General features: G+C 74.4%; 25 protein-coding genes and 1 pseudogene. 14 read left to right on the top strand and 12 right to left on the bottom strand.

Annotation, left to right across the window (positions count from 1 at the left end; genetic code table 11):
* The first annotated feature begins 207 nt into the window (after positions 1–207).
* Positions 208–2,811 carry a glycoside hydrolase family 9 protein gene (locus tag GA0070611_RS01800; RefSeq protein WP_091656190.1) on the top strand — a complete coding sequence of 868 codons (2,604 nt, stop codon included), beginning with the start codon at positions 208–210 and terminating at the stop codon, positions 2,809–2,811.
* Between the two features lie 131 nt (positions 2,812–2,942).
* Here GA0070611_RS01800 and GA0070611_RS01795 read toward each other — a convergent pair whose 3' ends face one another.
* Positions 2,943–3,245 (bottom strand): hypothetical protein, encoded by a 303-nt coding sequence (locus GA0070611_RS01795; protein ID WP_157740161.1) that lies wholly within the window; start codon positions 3,243–3,245, stop codon positions 2,943–2,945.
* 139 nt (positions 3,246–3,384) lie between these two features.
* Here GA0070611_RS01795 and GA0070611_RS01790 point away from each other — a divergent pair, with 139 nt between their 5' ends.
* From GA0070611_RS01790 to GA0070611_RS01780, 3 genes are read left to right on the top strand one after another with little or no spacing between them, the layout of a single operon-like run.
* Positions 3,385–3,708, top strand: coding sequence for a DMT family transporter (locus GA0070611_RS01790; protein WP_407940425.1), 324 nt, complete (start codon positions 3,385–3,387; stop codon positions 3,706–3,708).
* Positions 3,709–3,756: 48 nt separating this feature from the next.
* Positions 3,757–4,668 carry a hypothetical protein gene (locus GA0070611_RS01785; RefSeq protein WP_091672314.1) on the top strand — a complete coding sequence of 304 codons (912 nt, stop codon included), beginning with the start codon at positions 3,757–3,759 and terminating at the stop codon, positions 4,666–4,668.
* Entirely contained in the window at positions 4,665–5,177 is a 513-nt protein-coding gene (locus tag GA0070611_RS01780; RefSeq protein WP_091656184.1) for a hypothetical protein, read from the top strand. Before GA0070611_RS01785 ends, GA0070611_RS01780 begins: the two co-directional genes overlap by 4 nt.
* A gap of 3 nt (positions 5,178–5,180) precedes the next feature.
* Here GA0070611_RS01780 and GA0070611_RS01775 read toward each other — a convergent pair whose 3' ends face one another.
* Positions 5,181–5,693 (bottom strand): GNAT family N-acetyltransferase, encoded by a 513-nt coding sequence (locus GA0070611_RS01775; protein ID WP_231921298.1) that lies wholly within the window; start codon positions 5,691–5,693, stop codon positions 5,181–5,183.
* 71 nt (positions 5,694–5,764) lie between these two features.
* Here GA0070611_RS01775 and GA0070611_RS01770 point away from each other — a divergent pair, with 71 nt between their 5' ends.
* Genes GA0070611_RS01770 through GA0070611_RS01755 form a run of 4 tightly spaced genes read left to right on the top strand, consistent with a single transcriptional unit; the run spans position 5,765 to position 8,750 of the window.
* Complete coding sequence (locus tag GA0070611_RS01770) at positions 5,765–6,367, top strand: HAD family hydrolase (RefSeq protein WP_091656182.1); 603 nt, start codon at positions 5,765–5,767, stop codon at positions 6,365–6,367.
* Positions 6,364–6,843: a hypothetical protein gene (locus GA0070611_RS01765; protein WP_157740160.1), complete on the top strand. Its 480-nt coding sequence runs from the start codon at positions 6,364–6,366 to the stop codon at positions 6,841–6,843. The genes GA0070611_RS01770 and GA0070611_RS01765 overlap by 4 nt, the downstream gene beginning before the upstream one ends.
* A 57-nt stretch (positions 6,844–6,900) precedes the next feature.
* A complete protein-coding gene (locus GA0070611_RS01760) occupies positions 6,901–8,226 on the top strand; it encodes an MFS transporter (protein WP_231921297.1) in 1,326 nt (441 codons plus the stop codon).
* A complete protein-coding gene (locus tag GA0070611_RS01755; RefSeq protein ID WP_091656178.1) occupies positions 8,223–8,750 on the top strand; it encodes a GNAT family N-acetyltransferase in 528 nt (175 codons plus the stop codon). Before GA0070611_RS01760 ends, GA0070611_RS01755 begins: the two co-directional genes overlap by 4 nt.
* Positions 8,751–8,780: 30 nt before the next feature.
* Here GA0070611_RS01755 and GA0070611_RS01750 read toward each other — a convergent pair whose 3' ends face one another.
* Genes GA0070611_RS01750 through GA0070611_RS01730 form a run of 5 tightly spaced genes read right to left on the bottom strand, consistent with a single transcriptional unit; the run spans position 8,781 to position 13,345 of the window.
* Positions 8,781–9,038: a UBP-type zinc finger domain-containing protein gene (locus GA0070611_RS01750; protein ID WP_091656176.1), complete on the bottom strand. Its 258-nt coding sequence runs from the start codon at positions 9,036–9,038 to the stop codon at positions 8,781–8,783.
* Positions 9,038–10,621, bottom strand: coding sequence for a Na+/H+ antiporter (locus GA0070611_RS01745; protein ID WP_091656175.1), 1,584 nt, complete (start codon positions 10,619–10,621; stop codon positions 9,038–9,040). Before GA0070611_RS01745 ends, GA0070611_RS01750 begins: the two co-directional genes overlap by 1 nt.
* A 37-nt stretch (positions 10,622–10,658) precedes the next feature.
* Positions 10,659–11,624 carry a TIGR03885 family FMN-dependent LLM class oxidoreductase gene (locus GA0070611_RS01740; RefSeq protein WP_091656173.1) on the bottom strand — a complete coding sequence of 322 codons (966 nt, stop codon included), beginning with the start codon at positions 11,622–11,624 and terminating at the stop codon, positions 10,659–10,661.
* A 41-nt stretch (positions 11,625–11,665) separates the two neighbouring features.
* Entirely contained in the window at positions 11,666–13,078 is a 1,413-nt protein-coding gene (locus tag GA0070611_RS01735; protein WP_091656171.1) for an NADP-dependent succinic semialdehyde dehydrogenase, read from the bottom strand.
* A 12-nt stretch (positions 13,079–13,090) separates the two neighbouring features.
* On the bottom strand, positions 13,091–13,345 hold the full coding sequence (locus GA0070611_RS01730; protein ID WP_091656169.1) for a DUF6343 family protein: 255 nt from the start codon (positions 13,343–13,345) through the stop codon (positions 13,091–13,093).
* Positions 13,346–13,508: 163 nt separating this feature from the next.
* On the opposite strand from GA0070611_RS01730, the gene GA0070611_RS01725 reads away from it, so the two are divergent.
* Together GA0070611_RS01725 and GA0070611_RS01720 are read left to right on the top strand one after the other, a co-directional pair.
* The gene (locus tag GA0070611_RS01725; RefSeq protein ID WP_091656167.1) at positions 13,509–14,120 is read left to right on the top strand and encodes an antibiotic biosynthesis monooxygenase; all 612 of its coding nucleotides are present in this window, start codon (positions 13,509–13,511) and stop codon (positions 14,118–14,120) included.
* Positions 14,121–14,233: 113 nt separating this feature from the next.
* Positions 14,234–15,082, top strand: a complete 849-nt coding sequence (locus tag GA0070611_RS01720) for a GDSL-type esterase/lipase family protein (RefSeq protein ID WP_091656165.1) — start codon at positions 14,234–14,236, stop codon at positions 15,080–15,082.
* A 7-nt stretch (positions 15,083–15,089) separates the two neighbouring features.
* Here the strand turns inward: GA0070611_RS01720 and GA0070611_RS01715 are convergent, their stop codons facing one another.
* From GA0070611_RS01715 to GA0070611_RS01710, 3 genes are all read right to left on the bottom strand, one after another.
* On the bottom strand, positions 15,090–15,824 hold the full coding sequence (locus GA0070611_RS01715) for an EcsC family protein (protein ID WP_091656162.1): 735 nt from the start codon (positions 15,822–15,824) through the stop codon (positions 15,090–15,092).
* Positions 15,825–15,859: 35 nt separating this feature from the next.
* Positions 15,860–16,006, bottom strand: coding sequence for a hypothetical protein (locus tag GA0070611_RS31260; protein WP_167604394.1), 147 nt, complete (start codon positions 16,004–16,006; stop codon positions 15,860–15,862).
* Between the two features lie 110 nt (positions 16,007–16,116).
* Positions 16,117–16,998: a peptidase M23 gene (locus tag GA0070611_RS01710; protein ID WP_091656159.1), complete on the bottom strand. Its 882-nt coding sequence runs from the start codon at positions 16,996–16,998 to the stop codon at positions 16,117–16,119.
* 433 nt (positions 16,999–17,431) lie between these two features.
* Between GA0070611_RS01710 and GA0070611_RS01705 the strand changes: the two genes are divergently transcribed.
* From GA0070611_RS01705 to GA0070611_RS01695, 3 genes are all read left to right on the top strand, one after another.
* Positions 17,432–18,352, top strand: a complete 921-nt coding sequence (locus GA0070611_RS01705) for a proteasome assembly chaperone family protein (protein ID WP_091656157.1) — start codon at positions 17,432–17,434, stop codon at positions 18,350–18,352.
* Between the two features lie 114 nt (positions 18,353–18,466).
* The gene (locus GA0070611_RS01700) at positions 18,467–19,264 is read left to right on the top strand and encodes an exodeoxyribonuclease III (protein ID WP_091656154.1); all 798 of its coding nucleotides are present in this window, start codon (positions 18,467–18,469) and stop codon (positions 19,262–19,264) included.
* 31 nt (positions 19,265–19,295) lie between these two features.
* On the top strand, positions 19,296–19,616 hold the full coding sequence (locus GA0070611_RS01695; protein WP_091656151.1) for an antibiotic biosynthesis monooxygenase family protein: 321 nt from the start codon (positions 19,296–19,298) through the stop codon (positions 19,614–19,616).
* 7 nt (positions 19,617–19,623) lie between these two features.
* Here GA0070611_RS01695 and GA0070611_RS01690 read toward each other — a convergent pair.
* A pseudogene (locus GA0070611_RS01690) lies at positions 19,624–20,256 on the bottom strand (class F sortase); the annotation flags it as partial.
* A gap of 329 nt (positions 20,257–20,585) precedes the next feature.
* Positions 20,586–21,179 carry a hypothetical protein gene (locus tag GA0070611_RS01685; RefSeq protein ID WP_091656147.1) on the bottom strand — a complete coding sequence of 198 codons (594 nt, stop codon included), beginning with the start codon at positions 21,177–21,179 and terminating at the stop codon, positions 20,586–20,588.
* Positions 21,180–21,345: 166 nt separating this feature from the next.
* Here GA0070611_RS01685 and trmB point away from each other — a divergent pair, with 166 nt between their 5' ends.
* A complete protein-coding gene (trmB, locus tag GA0070611_RS01680) occupies positions 21,346–22,050 on the top strand; it encodes a tRNA (guanosine(46)-N7)-methyltransferase TrmB (protein ID WP_091656144.1) in 705 nt (234 codons plus the stop codon).
* Positions 22,051–22,069 lie beyond the last annotated feature (19 nt).

The following is a 22,069-nucleotide window of genomic DNA, read 5'->3' as shown; positions in this document are numbered from 1 at the left end:
TGCCAGGCGAAGGGCGCAGTTGTCTCTAGGAGATCAGGACGATGCCGCGTGGCGCGGCGAATCTCACTGTCGGGCGAGCCGGGGGCGCATTCGATCGGATCGATTGACAGGGAGGGAACGCGCTGGAAACATCTGACCGGTACTGGGAGCGCTCCCAGCTCCGGTACTCCCCCGCGCCACCACCCCCACAGCACGGAAGGACCCTCCGTGACCCCATCCCGACGCCGCCTCACGGCGCTCGCCGCGGCCACCACCCTGGCGCTGACCGGCGTGACCGCCGGCACCGCCCACGCCGAGGTCCCCCCGGACGCGCCCGAGCAGGTGAAGAACGGCGACTTCAGCGAGGGCGTCAACCCCTGGTTCTCGTTCGGCACCGGCACGCTCGCGGTCACCGACGGCCGGCTCTGCGCCCCGGTCGCCGGCGGCCTGGCGAACCCGTGGGACGCCGGCATCGGCCAGAGCGCCGTGCCACTGCTCGCCGGCGCCGAGTACCGCCTCTCCTTCGACGTCTCCGCCACCACCGACGCCGCCGTCAAGGCGGTGCTCCAGCTCGGCAGCGCCCCCTACACCGGGTACGCGACGGTGCAGACCACGGCGACCGCCGCCGGCGTGCACGTCGACCAGACCTTCACCACTCCGGCCGACGACCCGAACGCCCAGCTCATCTTCCAGGTCGGCGGCAGCCCCGCCGCGCAGACCTTCTGCCTGGACAACGTCTCGCTGCGCGGCGGCGAGGCGGCCCCGCCGTACGAGCCGGACACCGGGCCGCGGGTCCGGGTCAACCAGGTCGGCTACCTGCCCGCCGGCCCGAAGAACGCCACCGTGGTCACCGACGCGGCCGACGCGCTGCCCTGGCAGCTCAAGTCGGCCGCCGGCGCGGTGGTGGCCAGCGGCGAGACCAGCCCGCGCGGGGTGGACCCGGCGTCCGGGCAGCACACCCAGACGGTGGACTTCTCCGCGTACCGCACCCCGGGCACCGGCTACACCCTCGTCGTCGACGGCGAGACCAGCCACCCGTTCGACATCTCCGGCACCCTCTACGAGAAGCTGCGGGCCGACTCGCTCCAGTTCTTCTACGCCCAGCGCAGCGGCACCCCGATCGACGGTGACCTGATCGGCGCGGCGTACGCCCGCCCGGCCGGGCATCTCGGGGTGGCCCCCAACCAGGGCGACACCGACGTGCCGTGCCAGGCCGGGGTCTGCGACTACCGGCTCGACGTGCGCGGCGGCTGGTACGACGCCGGCGACCACGGCAAGTACGTGGTCAACGGCGGCATCGCCACCTACCAGCTGCTCAACGCCTTCGAGCGGACCAAGACCGCGGCGACGGCCGGCGGCGGCGCGGCGCTCGGCGACGCCACCCTGCGGGTGCCCGAGCGCGGTAACAAGGTGCCCGACATCCTCGACGAGGCGCGCTGGGAGCTGGAGTTCCTGCTGCGCATGCAGGTGCCGGCCGGCCAGCCGCTCGCCGGGATGGCGCACCACAAGATCCACGACCGGAACTGGACCGGGCTGCCGCTGGCCCCGCAGGACGACCCGCAGCCGCGCGAGCTGCACCCGCCGTCCACCGCGGCCACCCTCAACCTGGCCGCCGTCGCCGCCCAGTGCGCCCGGCTCTTCGCCCCCTACGACGCGGCCTTCGCCGCCCGCTGCGGCACCGCCGCGAAGACGGCCTACGTGGCGGCCAAGGCCCACCCGACGGTGTACGCCACGACGGCCGACGGCAACGGCGGCGGCGCGTACGAGGACAACAACGTCACCGACGAGTTCTACTGGGCGGCCGTCGAGCTGTGGCTGACCACCGGGAACAAGGCGTACCTGACCGACCTGTCCGCCTCGCCGGCGCACACCGCCGACGTCTTCGACGCCGGGGGCGCGTTCGGCTGGCAGAGCGTGGCCGCGCTGGGCCGGCTCGACCTGGCCACCGTGCCGAACACGCTGCCCGCCGCCGAGAAGACCCGGATCCGCGCCTCGGTGGCCGCCGCCGCCGACCGGTACCTGACCACGCTGCGGGCCCAGGCGTACGGGCTGCCGCTGCCCGCCGACGCGTACGTCTGGGGCAGCAACAGCAACGTGGTGAACAACGCGGTCGTGCTCGGCACCGCGTTCGACCTGACCGGGGACGCGAAGTACCGGGACGGGGCGGTGCAGACCGCCGACTACCTGCTCGGCCGCAACGCGCTGAACATGTCGTACGTGACCGGCTGGGGCGAGCAGAACGCGCACAACCAGCACAGCCGGATCTTCGCCCACCAGCTCGACCCGAACCTGCCGAACCCGCCCGCCGGCTCCCTCGCCGGTGGCCCGAACTCCGGCATCCAGGACCCGTACGCGGCCAACCTGCTGGCCGGCTGCAAGCCGATGTTCTGCTACGTCGACAACATCGACTCGTACTCGACCAACGAGATCGCGATCAACTGGAACTCGGCGCTGGCCTGGCTGGCGTCCTTCCTCGCCGACCAGGGCGACGCGGCGGCGGTCCCGGCCCCGACCTGTGCGGTCACCTACACCACGCACGGCAGCTGGCCGGACGGCTTCACCACCCAGGTGACGCTGCGCAACACCGGCTCGAAGGCGATCGACGGGTGGAGCCTGCGCTGGGCGTTCACCGGTGACCAGAAGGTGAGCGGCTACTGGTCGGCGCAGGTCGCCCAGTCCGGCGCCACGGTCACCGCGAAGAACCTCTCCTGGAACGCGAAGGTCGCCCCCGGCGCCGAGATCACCTTCGGCCTCAACGGCTCGACCGCCGGCGGCCCCAACCCCAACCCCACCCTGATCACCCTCAACGGTTCCCCCTGCACCCTCTCGTAACGCCCCTCCAAGCGCCTCGGTGGCGCTAATTCACGGAAAGAGTGGCTATCCGACGTCGGATAGCCACTCTTTCCGTGAAACAGGTGCACCACTCAGGTCGACCCCTCAGCTCCGGGGGCCGGGAACCGGGGTCAGCGGCACCAGGCGAAGAGGGTCGGGTTGGTGTGGTGCAGCTTCACGACCTGGCCCAGGGACAGGTACGAGCCGGCCGGCAGAGCGGCGTAGATCGGGCCGTTCACCGGGTCGGCCAGGGTCGAGTAGTCGACCTTCTGCTGCGCGGCGGCCTGGAGCAGGCCGAGGCTCTTCAGGGTGCCCAGACCGGCCTGCACGCAGGCCGCCCCGTCGTTCGCCGGAGCCGCCGAGGCCGGCGCGGCCACCGCCAGGCTGGCCGCCAGGGCCACGGTCACGCCACCGAGCACGGTCGTCTTCCTCATCATGTTCCCCTTCGGTTCGGACGATGTGGGGTGTTGCATGAGGGACTTCGTCCGCAGCGTCCTCGGTGGATGCACCGGGCGCACCCGGAATTCGGGCCACGACCTCCGGCAACCCCGACCGCCACCCGGGTACGGTCCGCTGATGGCGTACCTGTTCCTGCTCGGGGCGATCTCCGCCGAGGTGATCGGCACCAGCCTGCTCAAGGCCACCGACGGCTTCACCCGACTCTGGCCCACGCTGGGCGTGGTGGTGGCGTACGTCCTGTCGTTCGGGCTGCTCTCCCTGACGGTCAAGGACATCCCGGTGGGCGTCGCGTACGCGATCTGGTCCGGGCTGGGCACAGCGGCGATCATGGCGATCGGCGCGGCGTTCCTGGGTGAGCCGCTGAGCGTGGCGAAGGTGGTGGGCGCGGGCCTGGTCATCGCCGGGGTGGTGGTGCTCAACCTCGGCGGCGCGCACTGAGCCGAAACCGGGTGGACGCGACGCGGCGCCTCCGCGATGGTGACGGGCATGACCGAGGACGGGCTGTCCGGCGCGGAACGCCGGGTGTGGGCGGGACTGCCGGCGGGAACCCGCGCCGCGCTCGCCGGCCTGCCCGCGGCCGACCTGCGGACGGCGCTGCTGACGGTCGCCCGGGACCGTGCGGCGGCGGTACGTCCGGCGGACGTCGTCCGGCGGTGGCGGGAGGACCGGTTCGTCCGCCCGGCCGACGTCGATCCCCGCGCGCTGTCCCGGGTGGAGGGACGGCTGTGGGAGCTGCTGCCGGCCGATGTGGCAGGGGTGGAGCTGTCCCCCGTGGCCCCGGTCGGCACCTGCGCCGCCGTCGCACCGGTCAGCCAGCACCGGATCGTCACCACGATGCGGGGCACCGAGGTGGTGAGCGACCCGACCAACGCCCTGGCGGTCGAGGCGGCGGCACGGCGGCGGCACGGCGACGAGGTGCATCTGGCCGCCGCGCACCGGGTGCTCCGGGCGCAGGACTTCGGGCCGGGCGCGTCGGCCCACTTCCGGCTCTTCACGCTCGTCTCCAGCGCCAGGGACACCGGTTCGGGGCGGACCGAGGCGCGGCTGCTGGCCCGACACCTCTCCTTCTGGCACACGGTCCTCGCCGACCTCGCCCGCACGGCCGTACCGCGACTGCACGTGACGATCCTCGACCCGGTCGTCGGCGAACGGCTCGCCGACACCGTCCGCCCGGTGCTCGCCGCCGACGGCGCCACCCCCCATGACGAGCCGGAGCGGCGACGCGGACGCGGCTACTACGTCGGGGCCGCGCTGCGCCTCACCCTGCACGGCGGCGCGCTGGAGGTCGGCGACGGCGGCTTCACCGACTGGACGGCCCGGCTGACCGGCGACGCCAAGGAGCGCTGCCTGATCTCCTGCCTGGCGACCGAACGCCTGGTCGCGGAGGCGAACGGATGAGCGGACTGGTCGTCCAGCGGATCCGGCTCCGGTGGACCAGCCGCGACCCCGCCGCGGCCACCGTCCGCGGCCGGCTCGACCGGGAGTACGCGCTGCCGGCCCTGCCGGCGGACCGGGTCGTCGGGCACGAGGTGCTGCTGGACGAGGCCACCGGCTACCAGCCGGCACACCAGATCCGGCACGGCGAGTCGGCGGCCCGCGACGCGGGGTTGTGGGTCCAGTGGTCCGACGGCAGGGCGGTGGTCGACCGGTTGCCGAGCGACGCGTCGTTCCCGGTGCGTCGGGTCGGCACCCGCCTGTTCTCGCTCGGGCCGGGCGAGTCGGCCCGCTGGCGGGCGAACTTCCGGTTCACCGGCTGCCAGTGCGCCGCCCGCTGGTGGTACGAGGAGTGGACGGTACGGGTCGCCCACGCCCCGGCCCGACCGGAACTGTTCCGCGATGCCCGCTGGGTCCGGGATCGGGACGAACGGGTGCACCTGTACGGCGGTCCCCGACCTGGCCGACGCTGACCGTCAACCCACGGCACGCCGCATGGCGACCCGGTCGGCCGGGTCCAGTCCCAGCGCCGCCTCGGCCGCCAGCAGCTCCACCAGCCCCGGCGTCACCTCCGCCCCGACCAACTCCCGGAACCCGCACCGCGCGTAGTACGGCCCGTTCCACGGCACCGACCGGAACGTGGTCAGCGTCAACGCCGGTAGCCCCTCCCCCGCCGCCCGCTCCGCGACCGCGTCGAGCAGCCGCCGCCCGATCCCCTGCCGGGCGTACGCCGGGTCGACGCTGAGCTGTTGCACGTGCGCGCACCCGTCGACGAGGTCGACCACGACGAAGGCGATCGGCCGGTCGTCCGGGTCGACGGTCACCAGGACCCGGCCGGCGCGCCGGGCGGCGGCCAGCACGTCCAGCGGCAGCGGCGGCATGTCGGCGACCCAGGTCATGCCGATCTCCCGGAACGGCGCCCCGGAGGCCACCTCGATCCGCTGCACCTCGGTCAACTCGTCGGCCCGCGCGGTCCTGATGGTCTGCACGGAGGTGACCCTGGCAGAGCCGGTCCCGGGCGGGCCAGCGGATTTCCGGAGCCGGACCGTACCCTGCACCGGTGGTCCTGATTCTGCCGCCGGGCGACTTCGGCGCGTACCTCTTCGACTGTGACGGCACGATCGTCGACTCGATGCCGGTGCACCATCGTGCCTGGTGCGCGGCGCTGGACGAGTGGGGCTGCGAGTTGCCCGAGGACCTCTTCTACGCCTGGGGCGGCCGGCCGGTCGCCGACATCATCGTGGACCTCAACGAGCGGCACGGGCTGGACATGCCGGTCGACGCGGTGGCCCGCCGCCGGGAGGAGGCGTACCAGAGCTTCCTGCCCGAGCTGACCGCCGTGCCGGAGGTGCTGGCACACCTCGAGGACGCGTACGGGCGGGTGCCGTTCGCGGTCGTCTCGGGCAGCACCCGCGAGTCGGTCACCGCCTCGCTGGCCGCGCTAGGGCTGCTGGAGAAGTTCGAGACGCTGGTCTGCGCCGGGGACTACGCGCGGGCCAAGCCCGACCCGGAGTGCTTCCTGCTGGGCGCCCGGCGGCTCGGCGTGCCGCCCGAGCGGTGCCTGGTCTTCGAGGACACCGACCTGGGCGTGCAGGCCGCGACGGCGGCGGGCATGGCTGCGGTACGCGTACCGATGCCGTGGGAGCGGGCCGGGACGGCGTGACGGTCCCGGACGAGTTGGCGCGCCGGTTGCGGCTGGCCCGGGCGTACCTGGTGGTGGAGCAGGTCGAGCCGGCCTACGCGGTGCTGCTCGCCTGTGACCTGCTGGCCGCCGGGGTGGACGGTGACGCGGTCGTGGCGCTGGCCATCGAGTCGACGCGCACGCTGATCCAGCCCCACGCCGACCGCCTGCTGGACGCCGTGCTGACCGAGCTGGCCGTGCCCGAGATGGACCGGCCCACCGCCGCGCGGCTGGTCACCGCGGACGTCTGTGACCGCCTGGCGGCGGGTGCCCTGAGCGTGGAGGACGCCGCCCACCAGCTGCTCGGCAGCCTTGCCCAGGAGCCGGACCGGGCCGCCGTCGACCGGCTGCTGCCGCTGCTCGACCGGCTGGAGTACGACCTACGCGGGCACGCTGACGCGCAGCTACGTGCGGAGCTGCTCCGTTTCGCCGAGCAGGTGCGGGCCCGTCCACTGTGACGGGGGTCGCCCCGAACGGGACCGCCGCGACGCGTCGACCTGCCTAGGGTCGGCGGCATGACCAGCGACGGGATGGCACCGGCTCGACGCGGGCCGTTCCGCGCGTCGCCGTTCCCACCGCCCGGCCCGCTGCGCACCCTCTCCCTGGCCACCCTGGCCAACACCGTCGGCATGGGGCTCTGGACGGCCGGCGCGGCGCTCTATCTCACCCGGGACGTGGGCCTCTCCCCCGCCTCGGTCGGCGTCGGCCTGACCGCGGCCGGGATGGTCGGGCTCACCGCGAGTGTGCCGCTCGGCGGGCTGGCCGACCGGCGTGACCCGCGTAGGCTGCGGGCCCTGCTCCAGGTCTGCCAGGCGGTCGTGGCGGCGGCGTACCTGCTGGTCGGCTCGTTCCCGGTCTTCCTGGCGGTGGCGGTGGCCGACGCGCTGCTCACCTCCGGCAACCTGGCGGTACGCGCCGCGCTGGTCGCCGCGGTGGGTGGCCCGCGGGGCCGGGTGCACGCCTTCGCCACGCTGCGGGCGGTGGCGAACCTGGGCATCGCGCTCGGGGCGGCGCTGGCCGGGTTCGCGCTGGCGGCGGACACCCACCTGGCGTACCAGTTGCTGGTGGTCGGGAACGTGACCAGCTATCTGCTCTCGGCGGCGCTGCTGCTGCGGCTGCCGGCCTGCCCGCCGGCGCCGCGCGCGCCGGCGGTACCGACGGACCCGGAGGCACCGCGCGAGCCGGCGGCGGCCCGGCCGCGGCGGGCGCGGGCGCTGCGGGACGGCCGGTTCCTGGCGGTGAGCGGCGCCTCGGCGGTGCTGACCCTGCACCTGACCGTGCTCACCCTGGTGGTGCCGCTCTGGGCGGTGGACCGGGTCGGCGCGCCGCCGCCGGTGGTCGCGGCGGTGCTGCTGACCAACACGGTGCTCACCGTGCTGCTGGCGGTACGGCTGAGCCGGGGCGCGGACCGGGCCGCCCCGGCCGCCCGCAAGCTGCGCCGGGCCGGTCTGGTCCTCGCTGCGGCGATGCCGCTCTACGCGCTCACGGCCGGCCTGCCAACCGGGCCGGCGGTGGCGCTGCTGCTGGTCGCCACGGCGGTCTACACGGTCGGCGACCTGTGGCACGGCTCGGCCGGGGCGGGGCTGGCCTACGATCTGGCCCCGCCGGCGGCGATCGGCGCGTACCAGGGGGCGGACGGCCTGCTCGCCGGCCTGGCCCGGGCGGTCGGTCCGGCGCTGCTGACCCTGCTGCTGCTCGACGGCGGGGTGCCCGGCTGGCTGGCGCTGGGCGCGCTCTTCGCCGGGGTCGGGCTGGCCGCCCCGGCGTTGACCCGGTGGGCGCTGGCGAACCGGGCGCCGGCACCGGATGATCAACCGGTGGAGGAGGGGGCAGCCGCATGACCGACCGTCTCACCATCCGTCCCGGCGGGCCCGACGACGCCGAGGCCGTGCTGCGCCTCTTCGACGTCGCCATCGCCTGGCTGACCGCACGCGGCCGGACCGGCCAGTGGGGCAGCGAGCCCGCGTCGACCGATCCGGCCCGGATCGCGCAGGTGCGGGCGTACACCACCGGGGGCGGGCTGCACCTGGCGCAGCTCGGCGACACCGTGGTGGGCGCGCTGGTGGTGGGCGAGGCGACGGAGTACGTGCCGCCGCCGACCGAGCCGGAGCTGTACGTGAACCTGCTGATCGCCGACCGGTCGTACCCGGGGCACGGGATCGGGGCGCGGCTGCTGGCGTACGCGGCGGAGCTGGCCCGGAGGCGGGGCGTGGGGCTGCTGCGGGTGGACTGCTACGCCGGTGACGACCGGGCGCTGGTCGGCTTCTACGAGAGCTGCGGGTTCACCGCGACCGACCCGTTCACGGTCCGGCGACCGGGCCGGCCGCCGTGGCCGGGTCAGGTGCTCCAGCGCCGGCTGGACTGAGCGCGGTGCCGCCCGGCGGCACCGGCCAGCTCAGCCGATCTCCTCGTCCACGAAGCACCAGCGCCAGGACTCCCCCGGCTGGATCGAGCGCATCACCGGGTGGCCGCTGCTCTCGAAGTGCTTGGTGGCGTGCTGGTAGGGCGAGGAGTCGCAGCAGCCGACGTGCCCGCAGCTGAGGCAGGAGCGCAGGTGCACCCAGTCGTCGTTGCCGACGGCGACGCAGTCCGGGCACTCGGTGGTGGTGCCCGGCTCGGCGTCGCCGGCCTCGGTCAGGTGCTCACAGCTCATCAGTCGGTCTCCTCCTCCTGGCGCAGCAACGACTCCTCCAGGTCCAGGTCGCGGTAGGCGCGCACCAGCACCTCCTCCGGGATCTTCCCGGAGTCGCGGGCGGCCCGGAAGACCTCCCGCTCGGCGTCGATCATCTCCTGCCGCAGCCGACCGTACGCCTGCGACGGGGTCTCCCGCTCGGTGCCGCCGAGCCGTTCCCAGGCCACGTTGGTGCGGCTCTGCACCAGCCCGCGCAGCCGCTCGACGACCGCGGCGGGCGCGCCCTCGGCCAGTTCGTCGAGGCGTTCCCGGGCGGCCCGGCCGGCCTGCTGCTGCACGGCGGCGGCGGAGAGCGCGTCCTGCACCGGGTCGTCCGGGGGCAGCCTGAGCCGGCGGGCGACCGCCGGCAGGGTGGCGCCCTGCGCCACCAGGGTCACCACGATCACCGCGAAGGCCAGCCAGATGAACAGGTCCCGGGGGTAGGGCCGGTCGCCGGCGAGGGTGAGCGGCAGGGCCAGCGCGGCGGCCAGGGTCACCACCCCGCGCATGCCGGCCCAGCCGATCACGATCGGCACCTGCACCGGCGGGGCGGGGTCGCGGCGGCGGATCCGGGGCACCAGCCGGGCCAGGTAGGTGGCCGGGAAGACCCAGACGAACCGGGCCAGGAAGACCGTGCCCAGGGTGGCGGCGGTGATCCCGGCGAGGAAGCCGAACGGTTCGTCGAGGTTGCGCACCACCTCGCGCAGTTGCAGGCCGACCAGCAGGAAGACCAGCCCTTCCAGCAGGAACCGGGCGAGCCGCCAGAACGCGGTGGTCTGCAACCGGGAGGCGGCCGAGAGCAGCAGCGGCAGCCGGTGCCCGATGCCGAGCCCGGTGACCACCACGGCGACCACCCCGGAGGCGTGGATCTCCTCGGCGGCGAAGACCACCGTGAACGGCACGATCAGCGAGAGCGCGTTGTCCAGCACCGGATCGGTGGTCCGCTTGTGCAGCCAGGAGAAGACCACCACGCCGAGGACGCCGACCAGGATGCCGCCGCCGGTGGCGACGACCACCTCGCGGGCCACGTCGGCCACCCCGACGCTGCCGGCGCTGGCGGTGGCGGCGGCGACCGCCACCCGCAGCAGCACCAGCGCGGTGGCGTCGTTGACCAGGCTCTCGCCCTCCAGGATGGTGACGATGCGCCGGGGCAGGCCGACCTTGCGGGCCACCGCGGTGGCGGCGACCGCGTCGGGCGGCGCCACCACCGCGCCGAGGGCCAGGCAGATGGCGTACGGCAGGTCGGGCAGGAACAGGTGCAGCACGGTGCCGACCGCGAACGCGGTGAAGATCACCAGGCCGACGGCGAGCAGCAGGATGGGGCGCAGGTTGAGCCGGAACGCCGGCACCGAGGTCTCCAGCGCCGCCACCCAGAGCAGCGGCGGCAGGATGCCCACCAGCACCAGTTCCGGGTCCAGCCGGACCTGCGGCAGCCCGGGCACGAACGACAGCCCGAGGCCGACCACGACCAGCAGGATCGGCGCGAGCAACCCGAAGCGGCGGGCCAGCGCCGCGCCGAAGGTCGCGATCGCCAGGAAGACGACGACCTCGAACAGAGCTTCCATGGGGTACGAGCCTAGGCGGCGCGGCGGCGGCTGTTGATCAGCCGGTGGTCCGCAGTTTCGGCAGCACCTGCTCGCCGAACGTGTCGATGAAGGCCCGCTGCTCCTGCCCGACGTGGTGCAGGGCGATCTGGTCGAAGCCGAGCCCGACGTACTCCTCCAGCCAGCCGACGTGCCGGCCCAGGTCGGCGGAGACGTTGACGGTGTCGGTGACCTTCGACATCGGCACGTCCTCGCTGACGGTGTCGAAGTGGTCGGTCATCTCCAGGTCCCAGCAGACCGGCGGGGCGAAGACGTTGCTGCGCCACTGCTCGTACGCGATCGCCTCGGCCTCGGCCTGCGCGGGCGCCCAGCTGACGTGCACCTGCAGGTGCAGCGGCCCGCGCCCGCCGGCGTCCCGGTAGGCGTCGATCATGCGACGCAGGTGCTCGGTGGGGGCGTTGACGGTGATCAGGCCGTCGGCCCACTCGGCGCACCAGCGGGCGGTGGCCTCGCTGACCGCCGCGCCGATCAGCGCGGGCGGCTGCTCGGGCCGGGTCCAGAGCTTCGCCCGGTCGACGGTGACCAGGCCGTCGTGGCTGACCTCCTCGCCGGCCAGCAGCGCCCGGATCACGTCGACGCACTCGCGCAGCCGGGCGGTGCGGATGTCCTTGCGCGGCCACACCTCGCCGGTGATGTGCTCGTTGCTCGCCTCGCCGGTGCCCAGGGCGGCCCAGAACCGACCCGGGTACATGGCGGCGAGGGTGCCGATGGCCTGCGCGATGATCGCCGGGTGGTACCGCTGGCCGGGCGCGTTGACCACGCCGAACGGCAGGTCGGTGGCCTGGAGCGCGGCGCCCAGCCAGGACCAGGCGAAGCCGCTCTGGCCCTGCCGGGCGCTCCAGGGCGAGAAGTGGTCCGACGACATGGCCGCGTCGAAGCCGGCGCTCTCGGCGTGGATCACCGCCTCCAGCAGCCGGGCCGGGTGGATCTGCTCATGGGACGCGTGGAAGCCGAACACCGTCATGGGCGCTCCTCCTACCCATGCCGGTGTCCGGCCAATCGCGACTACTCGGAGTGCGCGCCCGCGCCGGGGCCGGCCTCGCCCGCGCCGATCCAGACGGTCTTGGTGTTGCAGAACTCGCGCATGCCGACGGCGGAGAGCTCCCGGCCGTAGCCGGAGTTCTTCACGCCGCCGAACGGCAACTCCGGATAGGACGTGGTCATGCCGTTGATGAAGACGTTGCCGGCGTCCAGGTCGGTGGCGAAGCGCTCCTGCTCGGCCGGGTCGGTGGTCCAGGCGTTCGAGCCGAGCCCGAAGGCGGTGCCGTTGGCGATCTCGATGGCCTCCTCGTACGAGGCGGCCCGGTAGAGGCCGGCGACCGGCCCGAAGACCTCCTCGGCCCACATCCGCATGCCCGGGCGCAGGTCGGTGACCACGGTCGGCGGGTAGAACCAGCCGTCGCCGGTGGGCTTCTCGCCGCCGCACAGCACGCTGGCGCCGTTGTCGACGGCGTCCCGCACCTGGGCGTGGAGCTCGTCCCGGCCGCTCTCCGAGGCCAGCGGGCCGACGTCGGTGTTCTCGTCCATCGGGTCGCCGACGCGCAGCGCGGACATCCGGGCGGCGAACTTCTCGGCGAAGGCGTCGAAGACGTCGGCGTGCACGATGAACCGCTTGGCGGCGATGCAGGACTGGCCGTTGTTCTGGCAGCGGGCGGTGGTGGCCACCTCGGCCGCCTTGTCCAGGTCGGCCGAGGGCATCACCACGAACGGGTCGCTGCCGCCGAGTTCCAGCACGGTCTTCTTCAGCTCCCGGCCGGCGATCGCGGCGATCGAGCGGCCGGCGCCCTCGCTGCCGGTGAGGGTGGCGGCGCGGACCCGGGGGTCGGCGAGGATCCGCTCGACCGCGTCGGAGCCGACCAGCAGGGTGCTGAACGCGCCCTCCGGGAAACCGGCCCGGCGGAACAGGTCCTCCAGGTACAGGGCGGTCTGCGGCACGTTGGAGGCGTGCTTGAGCAGGCCGGTGTTGCCGGCCATCAGGGCCGGCGCGGCGAAGCGCATGACCTGCCAGAGCGGGAAGTTCCAGGGCATCACCGCGAGCACCGGGCCGAGCGGCTGGTAGCGGACGAAGGCGCGCTGCGCCTTGACCGCCTTCGCGTCGGCGGGTTCGTCGGCGAGCATCCGCTCGGCGTGGGCGGCGTAGAAGCGGCAGGCGGTGGCGCACTTGGTCACCTCGGCCTTCGCGGCCGCGTACGTCTTGCCCATCTCGGTGGTCATCAGCCGGGCGGTGGCGTCCCGCTCGGCCTCGAGCAGGTCGGCGGCGGCGGTCAGCCACTGCCCGCGCTGGGCGATCGTGGTGCCGTGCAGCTGGCGGAAGGCGAGGTCGGCGCGCTCGATCGCGGCGTCGACCTGCTCGTCCGACATCGGGTCGTACGTCTTGAGCACCTGTCCGGTGGCGGGATCGGTGGTGGCGATGGGCATGTCGGGCTCCTGTCACTCGAACAGTGAGTGCCGCACGCCCGGCTCCTCCCGGCGGCGGGCGGCGCGGCGGCGCTGGATGACGATCAGGTCGACCACGGCCACGACGGCGAGGACCGCGCACCCGACGCCCAGCCACGGCACGTCGGCGGCGAAGGCGACCACCGCGAAGACGGTCATCGAGACCAGGCCGAAGAGGGCGAGGACGAGCCGCAGGTTCAGCGCGCTGGAGGCGGCGTTGACCCGCCGGCGCGGCTGTGATCGGGTCATTCCTCCGGGCTACCCCCGCACGGACGGGGCTAACCGGTCGCGCCCGCCGGCCCGGTGATCCCGGACACGGACCGGGCCCTCGGCGGATGGCCGTGCCGGGTCGGTGCGTTACACCGGTCTGTCGCGACCGGAGGCCGGCTCCGGCGGCGGAGAGGATTCAGGGATGACCACGACCCAGGCGGTACCCGTCACCGTCGCCATCGCGCGGCGCGCCGACCCGGCGCGGACCGGCGAGATGGTGGCGTGGATGCGGGCCGGCACGGCGCTGGCCGAATCGTTCCCGGGATTCCTCGGTGCCGGTTTCGTGCAGAGCGCCCCCGGATCGCCCGAGTGGCACATGCTCTACCGGTTCGCCGACGCGGCGACGTTGCGCGACTGGGAGGAGTCACCGCAGCGGCACTGGTGGCTGACCTCCGCGCAGGGCATCGTCGAGCACACCCGGATGGAGCGGCGGACCGGGATCGAGGGCTGGTTCGACCCGCCGGTCGACCACGTGGTGGAGACCTTCGCCACCGGCGATGCCGAGCCGGCGGCGCCGGCCGCCCCGCCGCGCTGGAAGCAGGCGGTGACGATCTGGTTGGCGTTCTTCCCGCTGAGCCTCACCGCGACGCTGCTCACCGCCCATTTCATCGCGGGCGTGCCGCTGGCGCTGCGCACCCTGCTGATGACGCTCTGCCTGACGCCGCTGATGACGTACCTGGTGCTGCCCTGGATCACTCGGCAGCTGCACTGGTGGCTGCACGGCCAGCCGGCCCCCTGGCGGCGTGCCTCCTAGCACCGGAATGTGAACGACGGTTGTCGATGCCGGAAAGCTGACAGGAGCCCCCACCGATCGACCGACGTGCATAGGGTCGATGCGCTGCCGCACGCCGTCGGACGGGGGACGGGATGTCTCGACGTTGGGTGACCGGCCTCGCCTGTCTGGCGGCGCTGGTCGCGCTCGCCTGCGACGGCGCCGGCTCCGCGACACCCCGACCCTCGGGTACGGGCACCGCCCGGCCCGGCGCACCGGCGGTGCTGGTCGCGCTCGGCGACTCGGTCACCACCGGCTTCGGCTCCTGCCTGGTGCTCATCAGCTGCGAGCGCAACTCCTGGTCCACCGGCGACAGCGTCCGGGTGCAGAGCCACTACCAGCGGCTGCGCGAGGACAATCCGCGGCTGCGGGCGTACAACCGGGCGGTCCCGGGGGCCCGGGCGGTCGGGCTGACCGCGCAGGCCGGCGCGGCGGTGCGGGACAAGGCGGACCGGGTGACGGTGCTGATCGGGGCGAACGACGCCTGCCACGGCGACATCGACGCGATGACCCCGACCGCCACCTTCCGCAAGCAGGTCGACGCCGGGCTGCGGGTGCTGCGCACCGGGCGGCCCAAGGCCCGGGTGCTGGTGGCCAGCATCCCCGACCTCTACCGGCTCTGGCAGGTGGGGCACACCGACCAGCGGGCGGTACGCGCCTGGGCGCACGGCATCTGCCCCGCGCTGCTGGCCGACGCGACCTCCGACAGCGCCGCCGCCCGGGCCCGGCGCGACCGGTTCCGGCAGCGGATCGACGACTACAACGACCAGCTGAAGGCGGCCTGCCGGGCGTACGGGTCGCGGTGCCGCTGGGACGGCGGCGCGGCCCACCGGGCCCGCTTCGACCTGGACCAGGTGAACAGCCTCGACTGGTTCCACCCGAACGTCTCCGGGCAGAACCGGCTCGCCGAGGTGACCTGGGACGCCGCCCGCTGGCTCGACTGAGCCCGGGTCAGGGGCGACGCTGCGCGGGCAGGTTGCCCGGGCCGCCCCGGTAGAGCGCCCGGGCCCGCTCGGCGAGGTCCTTGGTGGCCGACGAGTTGGCCCAGGTGCCGAGGATGACGGCCGCGCCGGGGACCACCTTCGCGAAGATCCGCTTGGCCGCCCGGACGCCGGCCATCTGAGCGAGCCGGATGCCGAGCTGCACCATCACCCGCCCCAGCGGGCGCTCCCCGGCCATCCCGAAGAGCGCCCCGGCGCGTTCCCGCCCGGCGGCCACCCCGAGGGCGAGCCGGGCGCTCTCGGCGACCTTGTGCACCTTCTGCAGCACCAGCAGGTCGGTGGCCCGCTCGGGCTGCACCGGGTCGACGCCGTACGCGGCGGCCACGTGCAGCACCAGCCGGGCCTGGGTCCAGGCCAGCACCCCCACGTCGATCACCGCGCCGGGCAGCCCGGCGACCCCGGAGACCGCCCCGGAGAGCCGGGCGTGGTTGACGAACTTGCGGACCGCCTGGTCGGCCAGTTCCTCGGCCGGCACGTCGGGCCGCTGCGCCCGCTCCCGCTCGGCCCACCGTGCCGCCTCCGGCCCGAGCCGGCGCACCGCTTCGAGCGCCAGGTGCTCGGGCGCGTACTGCGGGTCGTCGCGCATCCGGTCCCAGAGGGTGGCCGGGGGCGTCTCGGGGGCGTCCTGCGGCGCGGCCGGCGGGGGGACGGGGCTGCCGCCGTCGGTGGGGGCGGGGTCGGTCACGTGAGGCTCCCGGGGCTCGGACTGCGGGCGTACGGTCAGCGCCGCCGGCTGGACAGCCGGGTGGCGAACTGCTTGAGCCGCTGCTGGTTCTCCGGCTTGGCCAGCTCCCGCCGGCCCCGGTCGACCAGTTGCTGGCCGCGCGGCGAGCGCAGGAACGTGCTGATCCGTTGCATCAGTGACATCTCGGCCTCCTGTTCGCGGTCCCCATCATGTGTACCCGGGACCGGCAACGACCTGGTACCCGGAGCGGCCGTCGGACAACCGTCCACAGTGGCCGCGCCGGGGACCGCGGTCAGGCCAGGACGGCCGCGACGACCTGACTGGCCCGCCACTCGTGCTGGGCGTACGCGTCGGGGAAGGCGGAGACCTGCACGGCCTGGGCGGCCACGGTGAGCGGCAGGTCCTGCCAGCCGGGGATCTCCTGCAGGGCGGAGAGGAACGCCTTGGTGGCGAACTCCGGGTCCATCAGGTCCCCGACGGTCCCCCAGCCGCTGCTCGGGCGCTGCTGGAACAGCCCGACCGAGTCGTGGTCCCAGCCGATGGCCTGGTGCGGGTAGCTCTGCGACTCGGGCAGCACGCCGCTGGCGTAGTTGTAGAGATTGCTCTCCTGCATCGCGGTGGCGACGGCGATCACCAGGCCGCGGCGCGGCACGCCCATCTCCCGGCCGGCGTGCACGATGGCCTTGGCGTTGTCCATCTGGGCCTGGTCGAGGCCGGCCACCGGGACGATCCGCTTCGGCCGGGGCTTCGCCTTCGGCTTCGGCTTCGCCTGCTTCGTCGCCGAGGGGGTGGCCGACGGGGTGGCGCTCGGGGTGGCCGGGGCCGTGCTCGGCCGGGCCAGGCCGCGCGACGCCGCGTCGAGGGCCGCCCGCTCGGCGAGTTCCGCGGCGGGGGCCGGGGCCGGGCTCGGGCCGCTGCCGAGGGCGCCGAGGCCGACCTGACTGAAGCCGAGCAGGCCGAGGCAGCAGACGGCGCCGGTGGCGACCGCCAGCCGGGTCCGGCCGGGCCGGGCGGCGAACGGGTTAGCGAGGCCGCCGAGGCGGGTACGCAGGGAAGGTCGAGGGGTGGCGGGCTCCGCGGGGCTGGTTGGCTGAACGGTGGATTGGGTATCGTCCGAACGGTCAGCCGAACCGCCGAGGCCGTACTGGTCGTCGAGGGTGCCGTCGTCACGCATTCGACGAGGCTAGGCAGGGCGAGGGCCGATCACCCAGGGTGATCGAGTGGCCCTCGCCACAATCCGTACCACCCGAATCCGACACCTCCGCACCCGCCGGCAGTCCGCCCGGCACATCCGGCGAACCGGGCGAACCTCCGGTCCACCCCGAGCCCGGTCGCCCGGGACAGGAACCACCCGGCCGACGGGGCCCCGGAACCATGATTCACTAACTCACCCTTTCGGTCAGGTCCAGCTCATCCTTGAAGTGGATCCAGCCGGCAAGATCACCGGAATTGGTCCGATCCGTCCCCGGGCTCCACCAGATCGTGATCATTCTTCGGCCCACCCGCCGGGCCGTAACGGAATGGACCAGACCGGCCGGTACGTTGGCCGAACGGGGAGCCGTGCGCGCACGGCCCACCGCAGGCACGTTTCCAGGGAGGTCCCACCGGTGCTCGACCCACACGAGCTCTACGAACTCACCGACGATCTGCCCGAACTGGGCCAACCGGTGCTGATCCAGGCGCTCACCGGCTTCGTCGACGCCGGCAGCGCCACCCGGCTGGCCCGGGAGCAGCTGCTCACCTCCCTGGAGTCCCGGCCGATCGCCCGGTTCGACGTGGACCAGCTCTTCGACTACCGCTCCCGCCGGCCGGTGATGACCTTCGTCGAGGACCACTGGGCCGAGTACGACGCGCCCGCGCTGGAGCTGCACCTGCTGCACGACGACGACGAGACCCCGTTCCTGCTGCTCACCGGCCCCGAGCCGGACCTGCAGTGGGAACGCTTCGTGGCCGCCGTCGCCGCGCTGTCGGCACGCCTCGACGTCCGGCTGACCGTCGGGCTCAACTCGATCCCGATGGCCGTGCCGCACACCCGCCCCAGCGGCGTCACCGCGCACGCCACCCGACCCGAGCTGATCGCCGGGTACGAGCCCTGGTTGCAGCGGGTCCAGGTCCCGGGCAGCGTGGGCCACCTGCTGGAGTACCGCCTCGGCGAGCAGGGCCGCGACGCGCTCGGCTTCGCCGCGCACGTCCCGCACTACGTCGCCCAGACCGAGTACCCGGCCGCCGCCGAGGCACTGCTGGTCGCGGTCTCCCGCGGCACCGGGCTGCTGCTGCCGCACGACGCCCTGCGCAGCGCCGCCGAGGTGGTCCGGGTGGAGATCGACCGACAGGTCGCCCAGACCGACGAGGCCGCCACCCTGGTCCAGGCCCTGGAGGAGCAGTACGACACGTTCGCCCGCGGACGCGGCCAGAAGAACCTGCTGGCCGCCGAGACCGGCCCGCTACCCAGCGCCGACGAGCTCGGGGCGGAACTGGAACGCTTCCTCGCCGAGCAGACCCGCCCGGGCGACACCCCGGAACGCTGACGCCGGGCCGGCACGGGCCCCACACTCCGGAGCGCTGACGCCGGGCCGGCACGGCCACCCGGCGTCGGCGCGGCTGAGTCGGCGCACGGCCGCCGGATGCGGCAGGCTGGAGCCATGCGCCTGGCGACCTGGAACGTCAACTCGGTGAAGGCCCGCCTGCCCCGGCTGCTCGACTGGCTCGCGAACACCGGGCCCGACGTCGTCTGCCTGCAGGAGACCAAGTGCCCGGACGGGGCCTTCCCCGTCGCCGAGGTGGGCGAGCTGGGCTACGAGGTGGCCAGCCACAGCGACGGGCGGTGGAACGGGGTCGCGGTGCTGTCCCGGCTCGGGCTGGCCGACGTGGCGGTCGGGTTCCCCGGCGAACCCGGCTTCCCCGAACCGGAGGCCCGGGCCATCTCCGCCACCTGCGACGGGGTCCGGGTCTGGTCCGTGTACGTGCCCAACGGCCGGGCCCCGGACGACCCGCACTACGCGTACAAGCTGGCCTGGTTCGCGGCGCTGCGCGACGCCCTGGAACCGGAACTGGCCGGCGGGCTGCCGCTGGCCGTCTGCGGGGACTTCAACGTCGCGCCGACCGACGCCGACGTGTGGGACCCGGCGCTCTTCGCCACCTCCACCCACGTCACCCCGGCCGAGCGGGCGGCCCTCGCGGCGCTGCGCGACCTCGGGCTCAGCGACGTGGTGCCGACCCCGATGAAGGGGCCGCACCCGTACACCTACTGGGACTACCGGGCCGGCATGTTCCACCAGAACAAGGGCATGCGGATCGACCTCGTGTACGCCTCCGCGCCGCTGGCCCGGGCGGTCCGGGCCGCGTACGTGGACCGCGAGGCGCGCAAGGGCAAGGGCCCGTCCGACCACGCCCCGATCGTGGTCGACGCCGACCTGGTGCCGGCGGTCGAGGGGTTCTGAACCGCGTCGCGATCCGCCGTAGGGTGGAGCCATGGCAGTCGTGAAGATCAACGCGATCGACGTCCCGCCGGGTGCCGGCGAGGAGCTGGAGAAGCGGTTCGCCGCCCGGGCCGGCGCGGTGGAGAACTCCCCCGGTTTCCTCGGCTTCGAGCTGCTCCGCCCGGTCGCCGGGGAGAACCGGTACTTCGTCTACACCCGCTGGGAGTCGGAGGAGGCCTACCAGTCCTGGGCGCAGGGGTCGGCCCGCGCCGCGCACGCCGGTGGCGAGGGCGGCGAGCCGCGAAGGCCGGTCGCCACCGGCGCGACGCTGCTGGAGTTCGAGGTGGTCCAGCAGGTCGCCGGCAAGGGCTGAGCCGGGCTCAGGGGTTGCGGGTGCCGACCAGCGAGGCGAAGGCGATCACGTTGTCCTGGTAGCCGGTGTGGCCGCCGACCCACTCGCCGCCGCAGGTGATCAGCCGCAGCCCCGGCGGCCCGGCGTCGCCGTAGACCCGGTCGGCGGGGATGTTGGCCTTGTCGAAGTACTCCACCGTGTCGACCTTGAAGGTCACCACGCTCCGGTCCGCCCGGGTCACCTCGATCCGGTCCCCCGGCTTGAGCTCACGCAGGTGGTAGAAGACCGCCGGGCCGCTCTTGGTGTCCACGTGCCCGACGATGATCGCCCGGCCCGGCTCGCCCGGCACCGCGCCCCGGTCGTACCAGCCGGTCTGGTTGTGCTGGCTCAACGGCGGGACGGCGACCGAGCCGTCCTTGGCCTGGCCGACCGGGGTGATCGGCGCGGTCACCTTGATCGCGGGCACCGCCAGGCTCACCGGGCGGCTGGCCGGCGCGCGGCTCGGCGCCGGCCCGGCCGTGCTCCGGGTGGGCGCGGCGGCCGTGTCGGTCCAGTCGAACGGGCCGGCGGTCCGGCCCAGCCCCGCACCGGTGGCGAAGACCCCGAGCAGCACCAGCGCCACCGCCAGCGGCGCCGACCAGGGACTACGGCCGCGCCCGGCCCGACCGGGGGACGCGCTGCCCCCGGTGGTACCGGCGGGCGGCGGGCTGACGGGTGCGCTGCTCCGGGTGACCCCGCCCGACGGCGGGGTGGCTGCGCTGCCCCGGGCGGACCCGCCCGGCGGCGGGCTGCCGGACGCACTGCCCCGGGCCGATCCGCCCGGCGGCGCGGTGGCCACCGGAGGACGCCACGGCCGGCCGGGATCCGGGCGCGCGGCGGTGGTCGCGGGCGGGCGCCACGGTCCGGCCGACCCCGGCGGCGGGGTGGCGGGCGGCAGACGGCTCCACGGCTGGCCCGGTCCGGGCGGCGGGGTGGCGGTCACGGCGCGGCTCAGCGGCGGGCGGCGCCGGGGACGGTGCGGGGCCGGCGGGAGGCGACCACGCCGACGACCGCCCCGGCCAGGGTGAAGGCCAGGCCGATCGGCACCAGCAGGCCACCGGACCCGGTGCCCGCGGTGCCGCCGAAGCCGGTCGCCGGGCCGCGGCTCGGCGCTACCCGCTCGACGACCTGGAGCATCGTCGAGGCGGTCTCACCGCCCCGGCACTCCAGCTTGACCCGGTAGTTGCCGGGACGGGTGCGCTCCTTGACCATCGGGGAGGCGGTGAGCAGCCCGTGCTGCGGCTGCACCTGGATCCGGCCGAACGCGTCGGAGACCACGGTGGCCGGCAGCGAGTTGTCCCGGCAGCTGGCCCGGATGCCGACCAGGTAGCCGGGCTGCACGGTGCTCGGGGTGACCTCGACGAAGATCACGTCGCCGGGCTGCGGCTGCGGCCGCGACCCGGATCCGGGCTGGCCGGGTGCCGGCTCGGCGGCCGGCCACCTGACGGGGGCCCGTCCGCCGGCCACGGCGGGGGCCGCCCCGAGCAGCGGGGCGCAGGCGGCGACCGCGATCAGCGCCGCCGCACGTCGTGTGACTGACACCATTGACCCCTCCCGGGCTCCGCCGAGCTCGCCGCGCAGCGACCTGGAGCCGTCGCGTCGGCGGTGTCGGGCGGCGGGCCACCCGTCCTGCCGTACGGGATGAATCCTCTCACCCCCGGCCGTACATCACATCCGATCCGCCGCGACGGTCGCGTACGCTCGGGTCGCTGTGACCTCCACCGACCTGAGTGCCGCCCCGCCGGCCCACGCCGCCCGCATCCGCACCTTCCATCCGCGTCGCGGTCGGATGAGTGACCGGCAGCGCGCCGCGCTGGCCCGGCTCTGGCCCGCGTACGGGCTGGAGATCGCCGACCTCGACGGGCCGTTCGATCCGGCGGTGCTCTTCGCCCGGCGGGCGCCGCTGGTGCTGGAGATCGGCTCCGGCATGGGCGACGCCACCGCCGCCATGGCGGCGGCCGATCCGGACCGACACTATCTGGCGGTCGAGGTGCACACGCCCGGAATCGCCAACCTGCTCGAACTGGTCGAGCGGCACCGGCTGGCGAACGTCCGGGTGGCCTCCGGCGACGCGTTGGACCTGGTCCGGGCCCTGCCCGAGGGCTGCCTCGACGCGGTGCACGTCTACTTCCCCGACCCGTGGCCCAAGGCCCGCCACCACAAGCGGCGGATCATCCAGCCGGCCCACGTGGCGCTCCTGCGCTCCCGGCTGGCCGCCGGCGGCACGCTGCACTGCGCCACCGACTGGGCCGAGTACGCCGAGTCGATGCGCGAGACGCTGACCGCCGACCCGGAGCTGGTCGACGTGCACGGCGGCTTCGCGCCCCGGCCGGCACACCGTCCGGTGACCAAGTTCGAGCGGCGCGCCCTGACCGCCGGCCGGGAGATCTTCGACCTGGTGCACCGGCGGCGCTGAACCCGGTTGGCGCGGCGCA

This window comes from Micromonospora auratinigra (genome assembly GCF_900089595.1).
Taxonomy (GTDB): Bacteria; Actinomycetota; Actinomycetes; order Mycobacteriales; family Micromonosporaceae; genus Micromonospora; species Micromonospora auratinigra.
This window is presented reverse-complemented; position numbering and strand designations above follow the sequence as displayed.